The following is a 14,767-nucleotide window of genomic DNA, read 5'->3' as shown; positions in this document are numbered from 1 at the left end:
ACTTGCATCATGCCATTGAGTTCGCATGAAACCTTCAGCGTTGAGTCCGCCGTCGAACTGGCAGTGATCGAACGCAGCGGTTTCATCGAATCACGTCACATCGGTTCCGCAGTGGTTCTTTCCGGTGACGGCTCCGTGGTGACCCAGCTCGGCGACATCACGACGCCCATCTACGCCCGCTCCGCGCTCAAGCCTTTCCAGGCCCTCGCGTCAATGCAGTCGGGCGTGCCACTCCGCGGCGCCCAGGTGGCTTTGGCGTGTGCCAGCCATGTGGGCTCGCTCGATCACATGGACGTGGTGGAAGGCATGCTGAAAGCCGCCGGCGTCCGGGAAGAACAGCTGCAATGCCCCTCGGCATGGCCGCAGGACGAAGTCGCCCGCAATTGGCTGATCCGTTCCGAGCACGGCAAGACCAAGTTGGCTTCCAATTGTTCAGGCAAGCACGCTGCGTTCCTCTGGGCCTGCACCGAGAACGGCTGGGACACGCACAGTTACCTGGAGCCCAACCATCCCTTGCAACAGCGCGTGCGGACCGTCATCGAGGAATACAGCGGCGAGAAAATCGCCCACCTCGGCATTGATGGATGCGGAGCACCTGTGGCTGCGCTTTCCCTGACCGGGCTGGCGCGGGCCTACTCGCGTCTGGCGCAGGCCCCGCGGGACCGGAGCTCCAACGCCCGCGCGGCAACCATTGCCACGTCCATGTTGGACTACCCGTGGGCAGTGCAGGGCCGCGGCGAGGCAAACACCATCGTCATGGACGAACTCGAAGTGCTTGCCAAGGGCGGAGCGGAAGGTGTCCTGGTCCTGGCAACCCCCACAGGTGCCTCTGTCGCAGTGAAGATCCTGGACGGGAACCCCCGCGCTGCCACGCTGGTTGGACTCACGCTCCTCGCGGTTGCGGGCGCCGTGGATATTCCCGGCGTCTCGAGCGTGCTCGAAAAGGTCGTTGAGCCCGTTCTCGGCGGTGGCCACTCGGTCGGCAGGATCCGCCTGGGTCACGCCGTTTCGGCGCTGCTGGACTGATTGGAACTTGCGAACTATGGCAATTGCACGACGCCGGATCGACCTTGAAGAAGGCCGCGCGGCACTGACCGCATGGCGGGCCGCCGTCGGGCAAGAAGCCGGGCACGAACCCGGTCCGGTGACGCCGCCGTCGCGCACTGTGATGGCGACCGCCGTGCGTTACTCGCTGGAGGAACTCACCGCCCGCGCCCCCGGCAACTCGGTAGAAGTCAGGGTTCCGCCGTTCGGCGTCACCCAGTGTGTGGAGGGCCCCCGGCACACGCGCGGCACCCCGCCTAACGTCATTGAGTGCGACGCCGCCACCTGGCTCTCGATGGTCACCGGCCGCTTGGCGTGGTCCGCAGCCGTCGACGCCGGCCGGGTAGCCGCGTCGGGTCTGCGCGCGGATTTGTCGGAGCTGCTCCCGCTGTTCTGAGCCGTCAGCGCCGCGGCAGGGCCAGAAGAAGGTCATACTCGTAGACCCCCCGTCGGGAAGGTCGGACGTGCGCAGGTACTTCGCACCGTCGGCCGGCTTTACGACTTCCACTCCGCCCCGCCTTCAAGGCGGGTGTGCGTGATGCTGAAGTCAGTGATTGTGACCGGGATAGCCATCCGGGGCTCCTTGCAGGTGTAGTCGCTTAGCGGTTGCGAGGAAGCCTAGCCCAGGCTCGATCCCCTGTATGCAGTTGAGCGCCCCGCGACGGTGTCGTGGGGCGCTCAACTGCAAGTGGAACGTGGCAATCTTAGTCGGGACTGACCGAAGGGCTCCGGTGTTGGCCCGGCTTGATCATTTCGAACTGCGGGATCTCATCCGAACTCGGCCCGCCACGGAACTTCGGCGAGGGCTCCCGCCCTTCGCTGATGCGTTCGATTTCCTGTTCCTCGAAGACGGCTTCGGCTCCGAGCATGATGGCGGAGTCCTCGTTGGTGATTTCACCGCTGAAGGCGCGGAGCATGACGGAACGGTCGAACTGGCCCTCCCATTTCGCGACTACAAACGTGGCCACGCAGTTGCCGAGGAGGTTGACGACGACGCGCATGGAGTCCATGAGGCGGTCGGCACCCAGGAGCAGCGCGACGCCGGCAACCGGGAAGATGCCCAGCGCAGCGGCCGTGGCCGAGAGAGCCAGGAATGACGATCCCGGTACGCCCGCCATCCCCTTGGACGTCAGGAGCAAGACACCCAGGGCTGCCAACTGCTGCCCGAGGTCGAGGTGGTGGCCGAAGGCCTGGGCCAGGAACAACAGCGAGATCGAAAGGTAGATCGCGGCGCCGTCGAGGTTGAAGGAGTAGCCCGTGGGAACAACCAGGCCTGTGGTGGCACGGGAGCACCCAGCGTTGGTCAGCTTGGTCATGATCCGGGGCATGACAGCTTCGGTCGACGCCGTACCCAGCGCGAGGAGGAATTCCTCACGGGTGTACTTCAGGAACTGCCACAGGGGCACCCGGGCAAAGCTCCATGCGACAAGGAACAGCAGGCCGATGAAGACGATGGCCGCCCCGTAACAGGAGGCGATCAGGAGCGCATAGGTCCCCAGGGTGTCGAGGCCGTACTGGCCGATGATGAACGCCATGGCGCCAAATGCACCGATGGGCGCCACTTTCATGATCCAGGACATGATCTTAAAGATCAGTTCCAGGACGGTTTCCATGAGGCTGATGACCGGTAGGCAGCGCTCGCGACCGATGACGACGATTGCCGCGCCGAAGAAGACCGAGAAGAAGAGGACCTGGAGAAGGCTGTTGCTGGCGAAAGCGCCAATGACGCTCGTGGGGATGATGTCCAGGAGGAAGGAAGCCGCGTCCTTGGGCGGCGCAGTCCCGGTCTTGGCATTCAGCGCGTCCTGGGAGAGCGTGCTGGGATCGATGTGCAGTCCGGCACCCGGCTGGACAAGGTTTCCAACGATCAGGCCGAAAACCAGTGCGAAAAGCGTGGCGCCGGTGAAGTACAAGAGGGCTTTGACCCCGACTCTTCCGACCGCCTTGACGTCGCCCACTGCCGAGATACCCGTGACGATCACGAGGAAGATCAGCGGAGCGATGATCATTTTGATGAGTTGAATGAAACCATCGCCCAGTGGCCGGAGGGTAGACCCAATGTTCGGCCAAAAATGGCCGATGAGTACACCTGCGACGACGGCGATCAGGATTTGGAAGAAGAGCGACTTGTACAGTGGCTTCTTCTTCCGCGGAGCCGAACTCGCCTTCAGCGCCGCAGAGTCTGGGATCTTCATTGATCTGAACCAATCAGTTTGGGAACAGCCCCTGATTTCGGGGGTTGTTTTCAAATGTAATCCCGATCACTTCATTCCACAAGAGGGAATCTAATTTTCATATCGTGGAAAACGCACCTTCTTCCTGACCCATCATGAATGGATTACTTGTGCCTGTGCAAAGCCCCGCGCCAAGAGCATACTGAGGGCATGACCGACCGTGACGACTTCCTGGACTGGGTGAAGTCCTCGCTGTACCAAGCGGAACTGGCACTGCACAACGGCAACTCGGCCCCACGCCGGGTCATTTGGTCCCGCGAGGAGCCCGTGAGCATCCTGGGTGCGTGGCGCAACGCCTATGGGCAGCAGGAAGTGGATGCGGTCTTCACGAGCCTTGAGAAGACTTTCTCCGACTGCATGTCCTACAACTTCGAATTGCAGGCCTATGACGTGGTGGATGGCATGGCCTACACCGCCGGCCTGGAGCACATCTCGGCCTCGATCAACGGTGCGGCGCGGAGCTACACCCTCCGGGCTACCCAGGTGTATCGCCGAGAAGAGGGCGAATGGCGGGTTGCCCACCGGCATGCCGACACTGTCACCGAGTGAACACCCTGTACCCGCGCCCTGAGTCGAAGCCGTGGACTTCCCGGGTATCGAGTGCGGCCATGAACTCCAGCGCCTTACCCGTGATCACCTGTCCGGGGACGAGGATGGGGAAGCCCGGAGGATAGGGTGTGACGAATCCCGCCGAAACAACTTCCTCGCCTTGCGCAATCCGGGCCTTGAGGTCGCCGGCCGACAGGTAAGTGGTTGCTCCATCCTTGTAGCTCTCGAAATAGGCGGCCCGGAGGTCCCCATCGGGACTGAGCGGATCCCGCCGAAAGCGCCTTGCGAAGCTGCTGAAATCGGGCAAGGGCGGAGTGGCTCCCGTGAGGCCCGCCGCGAGACCGGCGTCTGGCGTTTTCCGCGCCGGCCATTCCTCCTCGAAAGACTCGGCCAGCTTGACCAGGACCTCGATCAGGTAGGCGACGGCGCTCCGGGACGTGCCGATGTTGGTCATGAAGAGCACGGTGTTACGCGAGGTCTTGTTGACTTGGATGCCGTGCTTGTCGGCGAGATAGCGGTGCCGGAAAGTGTCGCCGTCGACGCCTGTCCGGCTGATGTCCAGCGTGAGGCGGCTGGGGTCGACGACGAACTCGTCATGCTGCCAGGCGTCCGCCAGTGCTGCCAGCCCATCCCGGAGCGGCATGGCGCTGCCCGTTTCCCGATAGGGCGCCGCAATGAGGTCCCTCGACGTGAGGACCCGGAAGTACTTCTTCAGCAAGGGGTGGCGGGCCACAGCCTGGGCAACGATGGTTGCCAGGTCCGCCTGTTTCTGAACCAGGCCGAAACCCTCAAGCTCCACCTGGCGGCGCCCGATGTCGAGCGAAGCAAGGATCTGGTAATTGGGCGATGTGGAGGTATGGGTCATATATGCTTCGCGAAATGACTCTTGGTTATGCTCGCTGAAGTCCTGGTCGAAGACATGGATCATGGATCCCTGACGTAGCGAGGTGAGGGTCTTGTGGGTGGACTGCGTGGCGTATACCCGCAGCCGCGCTTTCGCCGGATCCGGGATAAGCCGGGTCTCCAGCCAGAGTTCATCATCGGCGGGCGCGCCCGTCACCGCGTCGTGGAGCGATGCCGCTTGTTCGGCGTGCCTGGCGACATAGCCGGGATCAGTGAAGGAGGCCTCAAGCTTCCTCGCTGCGGCCATGGCCGTCCTGCGCCGGAAGACGGGGTGGGACCGGGCGAAGGCGAACCAGGCTTCGTCCCAAAGGAAGACGAGGTCCGGTTTGATGGCCAGGCATTCTTCCATGACGCGTTCCACGTCATAGACGATGCCGTCGAAGGTGCAGTTGGTCAGCGTGATCATCTTGACTTCGTCCAGGCGCCCGGCACGTCGGTAGGCCAGCAATCGGGCCTTGATGGTGGCCAAGGGTACAGCGCCGTAGAACGCGAACTTGTCCAGCGGGTAGGCGTCCAGGTAGGAAACCTGGGCTCCGGCGAGGACGAAAGCGTAGTGGTGGGATTTGTGGCAGTTGCGGTCGACGAGGACCACATTCCCCGGAGCAAGGATGGACTGATGAACGATCTTGTTGGCGGTGGATGTTCCATTGGTGACGAAGAAGGTTTTCTGGGAACCGAAAGCCCGCGCCGCCAAGTCCTGGGCCTCCTTGAGCGATCCGTGCGGGTCCAACAGCGAATCGAGGCCTCCCGACGTCGCGGACGTCTCGGCCAAGAGAAGGTTCATCCCGTAGAAATCAACCATGTCGCGGATCCAGGGCGAATTGCCCACCGAGCCGCCGCGAGAGATCGGCAAGGCGTGGAAGACGCTGGCCGGCCGCCGGCTGTATTCCTGTAGCGCGGCAAAAAACGGTGTCCTGTACCGCTCAGCGACACCCGACAGCAGCGATAGGTGCAGGTCGAGATTGTCTTGCCTGCGGAAAATCCTCCGGAACCGCTTCGTCAGTGAACCCGCGAGGCTCTCCATGGCGACACCGGCCACCAGGTACACGTCCAGTTCGGGGCGTAACTCGGAGATCTGCTCGGCCAGGCTAAGGAACCTGCCCAGCGGCGGCATTCCGGCAAGTTCGGGGCTCACTAGGCCGCCAAGGTATTTCTTCAGGTCGCGGCCAAGCGGCTGGCTGCTGCCGATGGTGAATCCCGGGCGGAGAATGCACGCCTGGATGGCAGGGTTCAGGACCAAGGCAACCAGTGCATCCTCGTAGCTGGGAACCACGATGAGTTCATAGGCGAAGGCATCGGATGGCCTCCGCTGGGCCAGCATTTCCGCTTTCAGGGTCTCGGCTTCTTGTTCGGTGATGTCGTCGACAAACAGGACCTCGAACCGGGGCCGCTCGCTCGCCGGCTGCGGCTCCCTGGAGCCTTCGTCCGGAAGACCCGAAATGGAGCGCCCGGCCCCGGGCTGCCCTGGTTCCGGGCCCACTCGGCCCGGATAGGCTGGCGCCGGACTGGCTGGTCCCGGACTGGCGGAAGGCATCAGGTGGGACATTCCGCGGATCATCTCCAGTCCGGCGTCGTAATCACCGGAATCCACGCAGCCGAGTAGCCGCGCCACCGAGGCGAGCCCCGGCGCCGCCCAATACAGTTCCATGGCCTGAAGCAGGCGCAGCGCCTGAACGGCTTGGTCCTGCAGTCCGGAACGCGACGGCGTTCCCGGGCGGCCCTTTGCCAGCTGCTTGAACGCGTACCCGAGAAACTCCCACGCATCGGCGCGCGAACGCCATGCGCTGCTGGGCGTGCCGATGTCCCGCTGGCTTCGCTTGGTCAGGGTGGTTTCCTTGGTCAGGGTGTCGCTGTTGTTTCGGGACGTCATGCCGGGCAAGGTGGTTCCGCTTTCCATCAATTCGTTGTGCATCAGGAGCGTTGGCCGCCCTGGGAGAAGGAGCCTGCGACGACGGGCAGGTCGCCAGTGTGGCCGCGTCGGGCCTCTGCTGCCTCCAGGATGCGTTTACGGCAAGCGAACCAGCCGGCAATGAGCAGGGGTATCAGGAGCAGCAGGGAAGCGAGCACCCAGCGCCCGGTCTCCGAGAAGCCCATCGTGACGAGAACGAAGGCAAGGAAGGCGAGCGTGAGGTACGAGGTGAAGGGGGCTCCGAAGAGCCGGAATGACGGACGGACTGCCTTCCCGAGCCTGATCCAGGCCTGAAGCTTGATGTGGCACAGGATGATGGTTGCCCAGCCGCCGATGATCCCGATGGCGGACACCTCGAGAACAATCTCGAACACTTGGGACGGCACCAGGGCATTCAGGCCGACGCCAAGCAGAGTGATCACCGCTGTCAGCAGGATGCCGCCGTACGGCACCCCCGATTTGCTCATCCTTGCGGTGAACCGTGGCGCCGAGCCATTGACCGCCATGGACCTCAAGATCCGGCCCGTGGAATAGAGGCCGGCGTTGAGGCTCGACAAAGCCGCGGTCAGGACAACGAAGTTCATCACTGATGCCGAAACAGCCGCGGCATGGGGATCTCCGAGATGGGAGAAGAAGGTGACGAAGGGCGATTCGCCGGATTTGTACGCCGTGAACGGCAAGAGCAACGAGAGGAGCAGCACGGAACCGACATAGAAGAGTGCGATCCGGAAGATTACCGTGTTGACGGCTTTGGGCATCACTTTTTCCGGGTTGGCAGTTTCGCCTGCAGCCGTACCAACAAGTTCAATCGCCGCATACGCGAACACGACGCCGCTGATCGCGAGCAGGGGCGCCACGGCTCCCGTCGGGAAGGCTCCGCCGTGGTCCAGGATCACGCCCAGCCCTGGAACGCCGATGTCGGTCTTCCCGCCAAAGACGATGAAGCAGACCCCGACGACGAGGAAGGCCACCAGCGCGGTCACCTTGATCAGTGCGAACCAGAATTCCATCTCGCCGAAGATCTTCACGGAGACGAGGTTCAGGGCCAGGACAATGACGAGGGCGCAGAGTGCGATAAGCCACTGTGGGATTGTTTGCAGCGGCTCCCAGAATTGTCCCCAGAATTTGACGTACAGCGCGACGGCGGTGACGTCCACGATCGACGTCATGGCCCAGTTCAGGAAGTACAACCAACCGGCGGCATAGGCCAGCTTCTCGCCGTAGAACTCCCTGGCATAGGACACGAACGAGCCGGAGGACGGCCTGTGGAGAACCAGTTCGCCAAGGGCCCGCAGAATCAGGAACGCAAAGAAGCCGCAAAGGGCGTAGACGAAGATCAAGGCCGGACCGGAACCGTTCAATCGGCCACCCGCTCCCATGAAGAGGCCCGTTCCGATCGCGCCCCCGATCGCTATCATTTGGATCTGCCGGGGTTTGAGGGTCTTGTGGTAGCCGGCGTCCTCGCTTGAAAAATCCTGCGCAGCCGCAGATCGGTCGCCAAGAAGCTCCCGGTTGCTTTCCAGCGAATCAGCGGGATCAAGCCCGGCGACCGTAAGCGGTGCAGGGCCCGGCGCAGGCCGGTTCAGTGTGCGTTTCATTCCAGGGGTCTCCTTTGACTCCGGTTCCGCGGGTGCGGCTGCATACTCCAGAACTTGTCCCCCTGCTGACCTGTGGAATCACCAGCTGCACTGCTGGATTGTCAGCGAAGGGGACGGGAAACAACTCTAGGTTCCTGCGGAACAGAGCGAATTGTCTGGCCAGCTAAATTCGTCCGATCCCCGTTGTGCTTGAAGGACAACTCCGTTCCGCCAGAGTGCGAGTAGTGTTCATGGCTGTGAGCGCGGCTAAGCCGCTTAGAGGAAGTGAATACGGGTGGCACCCCAGGAATCTGCCGAGCATGTCATTGGCGCCATGCTCAGCGACATACTTGAAGACATTGGCGTCGACAACGGGCAACTGCTGGTTCCTCCCGGAACGGACAACGGCACGGTTCGTGAAACGGTGATCGTGGACGCCGAGGATGAGGCGCCGGTCCAACGCGGGAGCTTGGTCCTGCTGATCGGAGTCCGGGGTCGCGCGGCATTACCCGGCATCCGGAAGCTGATTCCGGACTACCCCGCCGCCGTTGCGGTGAAAGGGAACGAGGAGGAACTGGACGCCGTACGGGAAGTGCTGCTTCCCACCGGAATCGCCCTGATCGCAGTGTCTCCGGCAATGAACTGGGGCACCCTGGCGGGCATCGCCAATAACCGCATCCAGGAGCCTGCACTTTCCACCGACGCGTCCACGATCATTCACCGGGATCTTTTTGCGATCGCCCAGACCACCGCGACCCTGGCCAACGGCCACGTGGTCATTGAGGATCCGGCAAACCGCGTCCTGGCATACTCGCCGGCCTCCAACGACGTCGACGAACTCCGCAGGCTCTCCATCCTGGCCCGGCGCGGACCGGAGCGTTACCAAAAACTGTTGAAGGAGTCGGGGGTCTACAAGCACCTGCAGGCGGCCGAGGCTCCCATCCACATGGAAGCCAACCCGGCGGAAGGTCTCCGGGAACGGGTGGCGATCGGTATCCACGCGGGCAACCGGATCCTGGGGTACATCTGGCTTCAGGAAGGGAAGGAACCCCTCGCTCCCAACACGGACAAGCTCATGGTTGGAGCGGCACGGCACGCAGCCATAGAACTGGTCCGGCACCGCAACGAGCAGTCCCAGGCACTGCGGCGCGACAGGATCTCCAGCCTGCTGAGCGGCACTCCCCAGATCCACTCCCAGGCTCAGTCCGCGGGTATCGATCCCTCCAAGCCGGCAGCCCTCGTCCTCATTTCAGCCCAGGGCGACGACGAGACGGCAGCGGGCTTGCAACTGCGGCGTGGCGAGCTGGCCAATGTGGCATCGATCCATGCGGCCGCCTACCGTCCCGGCGCCGTGGTGGGAGCCATCGGCTTGGAAATAGCCATGATTCTTCCTGACCTTGACCCCATAAAGTCCCCGCCGGCCATCAACCGCCTCATCAACGTCATTGTCCGGGACGCAAGGGTGCACCTGCACTGCCAGGTGCAGGCCGCCGTCGGGCCCGTCGTCGAACGCCTGGACGCATTGCATGGCACACTCGAGCACGTCCGCAGCGTACTAAGGGTCCTGGAAAGCACGCCCTCGATCCACGTGGCGTCCTACGCAGATGTGGAAACGACCGTTCTGACGCAGGAATTGCTGGAGCTTCTGGCGTCGAGGACCGACCTTCGGCACGGAGGCATCACCGTGCTTTGCAGCAAGTACCCGGAGTTCGCCAGTACGCTGCTGACCTACCTTGAATTCTTCGGTGATGTGAACCGGTGCGCGGAAGAACTGGCCGTCCACCGGAATACGGTCCATTACCGGCTGCGGCGGGCCTGCGAAGTGGCCGGCATCGACCTCTACTCCGCAGAGCAGCGGCTGCTCGCGCATCTTCAGCTCAGGCTGTGGACCCACTCCGAAGGACGGCGCTAAGACCATGGACCTCCAGAATCTCCTTGACGACATCGTCGGCACCGTTCAGCCCTTGCTCGGTCAGGGAGCGCCTGCGGACTACATTCCGAGCCTGGCGGCGGTGGATACCAAGCAATTCGGCATGTCCGTGGCAACCGCCAACGGTGACGTGTTCTCCTCCGGAGACGCCGACGTGCCCTTCTCCATCCAAAGCATTTCGAAGGTCTACGCCCTAGCCCTGGTGCTGGCCGGGGATGGCGACCGGATCTGGAAGCGCGTGTTCCGGGAGCCCTCCGGCAATCCGTTCAATTCCCTGGTGCAGCTGGAACACGAAGACGGAATTCCGCGGAATCCGTTCATCAATGCCGGCGCCCTGGTTGTCACCGACAGGCTGCTCAGCATCGCGGGCAACTCACCATCTCCCGTCCAGGAATTGCTCCGGCAAGAAAGCGGCAATAGCTCCGTTGATACCGACCCTGTAGTGGCCGCTTCAGAGGCGGCGAACAGCCACCGCAACGCCTCGCTGGCGCACTTCCTGGCCAGCTACGGAAACCTCGAAAACCCCGTGGACTCAGTCCTCGAGGCATACATCAACCAGTGCGCGCTTGAAATGAGCTGCACTGATTTGGCCCTCGCGAGCAGGTTCCTGGCCAACAACGGGCTGCGCGGGAACGGCACGGCGCTGCTGTCCCCGTCCCAGACCAAGAGAATCAACGCCGTGATGCTCACGTGCGGCACATACGACGCCGCAGGGGAATTCGCCTACCGCGTGGGACTCCCTGGAAAGAGCGGGGTGGGTGGCGGCATTGTGGCCGTCGTGCCCAACAAATGCACCATCTGTGTCTGGAGCCCCGGCCTGGGCCGATCCGGGAATTCGCTGGCAGGCGTGGCCGCCCTCGATGAATTCACCACCCGCACGGGCTGGTCGATTTTCTAGGTGGCTGGGCTTCTAGCTGCGGCGAGCTAGCCGCAGCCAGCTAGCCGCGGCCCACGAACGGCATCCCGGCAGCGGTCACCACCACCGAACCAACGTTCGCCGACGCCGGCATGTTCGCCATCATCAACACTGCGCGGGCGGCGTCCTCCACGGGAAACATGGGCTCCACGCGCCTGCTGCCATCGGCCTGGAGCGCCCCCGAGCCCACGCCGATGGTGTCCATGATTTCGGTGCGGGTGTTGCCGATATCGATCTGACCGCAAGTGATTCCGAACGGGCGCCCGTCCAGTTCAATGCTCTTGGTCAGGCCGCTCATGGCGTGCTTGCTCACGGTGTACGCGACGGACAATGGCCGCGGCGAATGGGCGGAGATGGAGCCGTTGTTGATGATGCGTCCGCCTTGCGGTTCCTGCGACTTCATGGTGCGCACGGCCTCGGCCGCGCACAGCATGGATCCGGTGACGTTCACGGCCAGGGTGGCATTCCAATCGGCCACGCTGATCTCGTCCACGCCGCCGGAAGGACCGAAGATGCCAGCATTGTTGAACAGGACATCTACCCTCCCCCAACGGTGGCGGCCCGCCGCGAAAAGGCGCGCGACGTCGTCGGGCACCGTCACGTCGCACGGCACCACGAGCGCCTCGGGGTGGCCGTCGGCGGTCTCGAGAAGCTGCGCTTCCCGCCGTCCGGCGAGGGTAACTCGGTAGCCTTCCGCCAACAGAAGGCGGGCAACCGCGCGCCCGATCCCGGAACCGGCTCCGGTGACGACGGCGACCCGGGGCCGGGTGGGGATGGTTTCGCTCACGCGGTTCTCCTGTTTGTTGAGTTAGTGCGCGGCGGGAGCATCCGCCGTCGTCGTATCCGTTGTGGTCAGGGGCCAGCCTATGACGGTCTTGGGGCGCGGAGTGGCGTAGGTCCGGACCTTGGACGTGGACAGTCCCAGGCGGACGAGCGACTCGGCGATGGTCACCGCGGCGGCGACCCCATCCACCACCGGAACGCCGCAGCGTTGGCGGATCTGTTCGTCGAGGCCGGCCATGCCGCCGCAGCCGAGGACGATGACTTCCGCCTTGTCGTCACGCACGGCGCGTTCAGCTTGTTCCACGATGGCTTCGACTGCGCGGTCCGGGTACTCCTCAAGTTCCAGGACGGCCATGCCGCTCGCACGGACGGAGGCGCAGCGGGCGTCGAGCCCGGCGAGCTTGAGGCGGTCTTCGATGAGCGGGACCGCGCGGTCCAAAGTGGTGACGACGGAGTATTTGTGGCCGAGGAACATCGCGGTGCTGGCCGCGGCCTCGGTGATGTCGACCACCGGAACGTCAAGGAGCTCCTGTAGCCCCTCGCGGCCGTGCTCGCCATAGCCGGCCTGGATGACGGCGTCGAACGGTTCCGGGTAGTTGACCACGCGGTCCATCACGGCGATGGCGGCGAGGTAGCTTTCAAAGTTTCCTTCGCAGGAATCGGCGCCGAACCGCGGGGTGATGCCGATGATCTCGGTGCCAGGAGCCGCGACGCTTCGCGCCTGGGCTGCGATGGAGTCGGTCATGGATTGGGTGGTGTTGACGTTTGCGACGAGGATGCGCATGTGTTCCTCCTGGGTTGGTACGCCCAACTGGCTCGCAGTTGTTGTCGTTTTGACGGGCGAAAACGACAACAACTGCGAGTGACTTGAATATTAGTGGTTGCTGACGACGGCGATCGGCTCGCCGGAGACGTCGGTGTGCTGCTGCTTCTTGTCCGCGAACAAGTAGTAGCACAACGCCCCGATGCCTGCGCCGAAGAACCAGGCGAACGGTGCCGCGGCCTCCAGAGCGGGAACGAACGCGATGAGGATGGCGACGACGGCGGCCGGAACCATTGCGGCGATCGCCCGGGGGTTGACGCCGCGCTTGTAGAAATAGGTGCCCGAAGGGTGGTCCGTGTAGAGGTCAAGGACGTTGACCTTGCCGCGGCGCAGGAGCCAGTAGTCGGCCATGACGACGCCGAACAGCGGGCCGAGCAGCGCGCCGAGTCCGCCCAGGAAGTACACGATCACCAAGGGGTTGTTGTAGAGGTTCCACGGCAGGATGACCAGACCGATGGTACCGCTGACCCAGGCCGCCTTGCGGAAGTTCAAGTGCTTGGGGAAGAGGTTGGTCAGCGCGTAGACGGGCGCCACGAAGTTCGCCATGAGGTTCACTGCGATGGTCAGGATCAGCAAGGCAAGGCAAGCCAGGACGAGGAAGAGCGTGTTGGGGATGCTCTGCACGATGTCCGAGGGGCTTTCAATGATCTTGCCGTTGATCTTGTACTGGCCGCCTGCCATGATGACCACGATTGCGCCGAACAAGAGCATGTTGATGGGGATGCCCCAGAAGTTGCCGCGGACAATGGATTTCTTGGACACCGAGGAACGGGTGAAGTCGCAGAAGTTCAGGACGAAAGTGCCGTAGATGGAGACCCAGAGCGCGCCGCCGGCAAAGATCGTGCGCCACATCTCCCCTCCTTCGAGGCCCTTGATGCCGGACCACTGGATGGCTCCCCCGGCCTCCATGAAGACCCAGATGGCAATGGCCAGCATGGTGGCAAGAATGATGGGGCCGGCGAAGGCCTCATACTTGCGGATCATTTCCATGCCGAAGCTGACGATGACCAACTGGACAATCCAGAGCGATACGAAAGCGATCCACCCAAGGGTGGACAGGCCCAGGATCGAGTTGGCGTCCATGTCCTTGAGTCCGGGGAACATGGCGACAAGCATGACGCGGAGCACCACGGAGGCAAGGTATGTCTGAATTCCGAACCAGGCGATGGCCACCGCGCCACGGACCAGGCTGGCCAGCTGGGCGCCCCGGATACCGAAGCTGATCCGGCTCATCACAGGGAAGGGGACGCCGGTCTTCTGGCCCATGAATCCGGAGAAGGTCAAGAGGGTGAACAGCAAGACCGCGCCGATGCCAAGGGCCACGAGGATTTGCCACCCGCCCAGGCCAAGCGAAAAGAGTCCGATGGCGAAAGCGTAGTTGCCAAGGCTGTGGACGTCGTTGGCCCAGAGGGTGAAGATGCTGTAGCTGGTCCAGCGCCTACCCTCTTTCTTGGTGGGGGCGAGGTCGAGGTTATAGAGGCTGGGGCTGATGGTGCGGCCTGCTGCATCGGACGCTACATCGCAGAGGGTTTCATTTCCTACTGACGGATGGACCGAACTGCCTGGCAGCGTGGTCTGCTCCGGAGCCGTTGTGACGCCGACTGGGGGAGTCGATTGCATCGTGGATCTCCACTTCTTTGTGGTGCTGCAACTAGGCTTCCGAGACGCTGTGAGAGGAGTTGAAGCTTTTCGCATCGTGGAATCTAGTTATTGAATAGTGAAATAACTGTATGAGCTAGGTCACCTTTGGTCAAGGCCTACACTCCCGACGGCGGTCACAAACGGCAGCATCGGGGCCGAGAGGCCTTGTGGGAGCTAATCTCCGCCCTGCTGGATTGACGCTTGGCGAAGGCGTCGCTAATCTCGAATTACAGAATTTTATTCTCACAATACGAAATTTCTATGCACGTTTCAGCGCGCACTACAGTGCAAGCGCCCAGACATTCAATGAAGAGAGGTTGGACGTGGCTGCAGGAGAAGAGACCTCACACATCCTTAGCGGGTTGACTTCCCAGCTGCCTGATCGTGATCCGGAAGAGACTGCCGAGTGGGTTGAGTCTTTGGATGCGTTGATCAGGGAGCAGGGCACGGAGCGGGCG

Annotated in this window: 11 protein-coding genes; 5 read left to right on the top strand and 6 right to left on the bottom strand. The window is 62.9% G+C overall.

The features are described from left to right. The first annotated feature begins 9 nt into the window (after positions 1–9). Positions 10–1,026: an asparaginase gene (locus AB4Z38_RS20880; protein ID WP_441431474.1), complete on the top strand. Its 1,017-nt coding sequence runs from the start codon at positions 10–12 to the stop codon at positions 1,024–1,026. 16 nt (positions 1,027–1,042) lie between these two features. Beyond that, positions 1,043–1,441 carry a sterol carrier family protein gene (locus tag AB4Z38_RS20875; protein WP_441431473.1) on the top strand — a complete coding sequence of 133 codons (399 nt, stop codon included), beginning with the start codon at positions 1,043–1,045 and terminating at the stop codon, positions 1,439–1,441. Between the two features lie 307 nt (positions 1,442–1,748). Here the strand turns inward: AB4Z38_RS20875 and AB4Z38_RS20870 are convergent, their stop codons facing one another. After that, positions 1,749–3,239, bottom strand: a complete 1,491-nt coding sequence (locus AB4Z38_RS20870; protein WP_441431472.1) for a cation:dicarboxylate symporter family transporter — start codon at positions 3,237–3,239, stop codon at positions 1,749–1,751. 189 nt (positions 3,240–3,428) lie between these two features. Between AB4Z38_RS20870 and AB4Z38_RS20865 the strand changes: the two genes are divergently transcribed. Beyond that, positions 3,429–3,827, top strand: a complete 399-nt coding sequence (locus tag AB4Z38_RS20865; RefSeq protein WP_441431471.1) for a nuclear transport factor 2 family protein — start codon at positions 3,429–3,431, stop codon at positions 3,825–3,827. Here the strand turns inward: AB4Z38_RS20865 and AB4Z38_RS20860 are convergent. Together AB4Z38_RS20860 and AB4Z38_RS20855 are read right to left on the bottom strand one after the other, a co-directional pair. Next, entirely contained in the window at positions 3,817–6,642 is a 2,826-nt protein-coding gene (locus AB4Z38_RS20860; RefSeq protein ID WP_441431470.1) for an aminotransferase class I/II-fold pyridoxal phosphate-dependent enzyme, read from the bottom strand. The genes AB4Z38_RS20865 and AB4Z38_RS20860 overlap by 11 nt on opposite strands. Further along, the gene (locus AB4Z38_RS20855; protein ID WP_441431469.1) at positions 6,642–8,237 is read right to left on the bottom strand and encodes an amino acid permease; all 1,596 of its coding nucleotides are present in this window, start codon (positions 8,235–8,237) and stop codon (positions 6,642–6,644) included. The genes AB4Z38_RS20860 and AB4Z38_RS20855 overlap by 1 nt, the downstream gene beginning before the upstream one ends. 274 nt (positions 8,238–8,511) lie before the next feature. Between AB4Z38_RS20855 and AB4Z38_RS20850 the strand changes: the two genes are divergently transcribed. Together AB4Z38_RS20850 and AB4Z38_RS20845 are read left to right on the top strand one after the other, a co-directional pair. Further along, complete coding sequence (locus tag AB4Z38_RS20850; RefSeq protein ID WP_441431468.1) at positions 8,512–10,128, top strand: PucR family transcriptional regulator; 1,617 nt, start codon at positions 8,512–8,514, stop codon at positions 10,126–10,128. 4 nt (positions 10,129–10,132) lie between these two features. Continuing rightward, entirely contained in the window at positions 10,133–11,044 is a 912-nt protein-coding gene (locus tag AB4Z38_RS20845) for a glutaminase (RefSeq protein ID WP_441431467.1), read from the top strand. Positions 11,045–11,084: 40 nt separating this feature from the next. Here AB4Z38_RS20845 and AB4Z38_RS20840 read toward each other — a convergent pair whose 3' ends face one another. From AB4Z38_RS20840 to AB4Z38_RS20830, 3 genes are all read right to left on the bottom strand, one after another. Continuing rightward, on the bottom strand, positions 11,085–11,849 hold the full coding sequence (locus tag AB4Z38_RS20840) for an SDR family oxidoreductase (protein WP_441431466.1): 765 nt from the start codon (positions 11,847–11,849) through the stop codon (positions 11,085–11,087). A gap of 21 nt (positions 11,850–11,870) precedes the next feature. Next, positions 11,871–12,629, bottom strand: a complete 759-nt coding sequence (locus tag AB4Z38_RS20835) for an aspartate/glutamate racemase family protein (protein ID WP_441431465.1) — start codon at positions 12,627–12,629, stop codon at positions 11,871–11,873. A gap of 90 nt (positions 12,630–12,719) precedes the next feature. Beyond that, positions 12,720–14,288, bottom strand: a complete 1,569-nt coding sequence (locus AB4Z38_RS20830) for an NCS1 family nucleobase:cation symporter-1 (protein ID WP_441431464.1) — start codon at positions 14,286–14,288, stop codon at positions 12,720–12,722. Positions 14,289–14,767 lie beyond the last annotated feature (479 nt).

The organism is Arthrobacter sp. 2RAF6, assembly GCF_052115205.1.
Taxonomy (GTDB): domain Bacteria; phylum Actinomycetota; class Actinomycetes; order Actinomycetales; family Micrococcaceae; genus Arthrobacter.
The sequence above is the reverse complement of the archived record's forward strand: the minus strand, read 5'-3'. Positions and strand labels throughout refer to the sequence as shown.

Coding starts and splice junctions, on each gene's coding strand:
- AB4Z38_RS20830 (WP_441431464.1), bottom strand. CDS start 14,288: ATGCAATCGACTCCCCCAGTCGGCGTCACAACGGCTCCGGAGCAGACC.
- AB4Z38_RS20835 (WP_441431465.1), bottom strand. CDS start 12,629: ATGCGCATCCTCGTCGCAAACGTCAACACCACCCAATCCATGACCGAC.
- AB4Z38_RS20865 (WP_441431471.1), top strand. CDS start 3,429: ATGACCGACCGTGACGACTTCCTGGACTGGGTGAAGTCCTCGCTGTAC.
- AB4Z38_RS20880 (WP_441431474.1), top strand. CDS start 10: ATGCCATTGAGTTCGCATGAAACCTTCAGCGTTGAGTCCGCCGTCGAA.
- AB4Z38_RS20870 (WP_441431472.1), bottom strand. CDS start 3,239: ATGAAGATCCCAGACTCTGCGGCGCTGAAGGCGAGTTCGGCTCCGCGG.
- AB4Z38_RS20845 (WP_441431467.1), top strand. CDS start 10,133: ATGGACCTCCAGAATCTCCTTGACGACATCGTCGGCACCGTTCAGCCC.
- AB4Z38_RS20875 (WP_441431473.1), top strand. CDS start 1,043: ATGGCAATTGCACGACGCCGGATCGACCTTGAAGAAGGCCGCGCGGCA.
- AB4Z38_RS20855 (WP_441431469.1), bottom strand. CDS start 8,237: ATGAAACGCACACTGAACCGGCCTGCGCCGGGCCCTGCACCGCTTACG.
- AB4Z38_RS20860 (WP_441431470.1), bottom strand. CDS start 6,642: ATGCACAACGAATTGATGGAAAGCGGAACCACCTTGCCCGGCATGACG.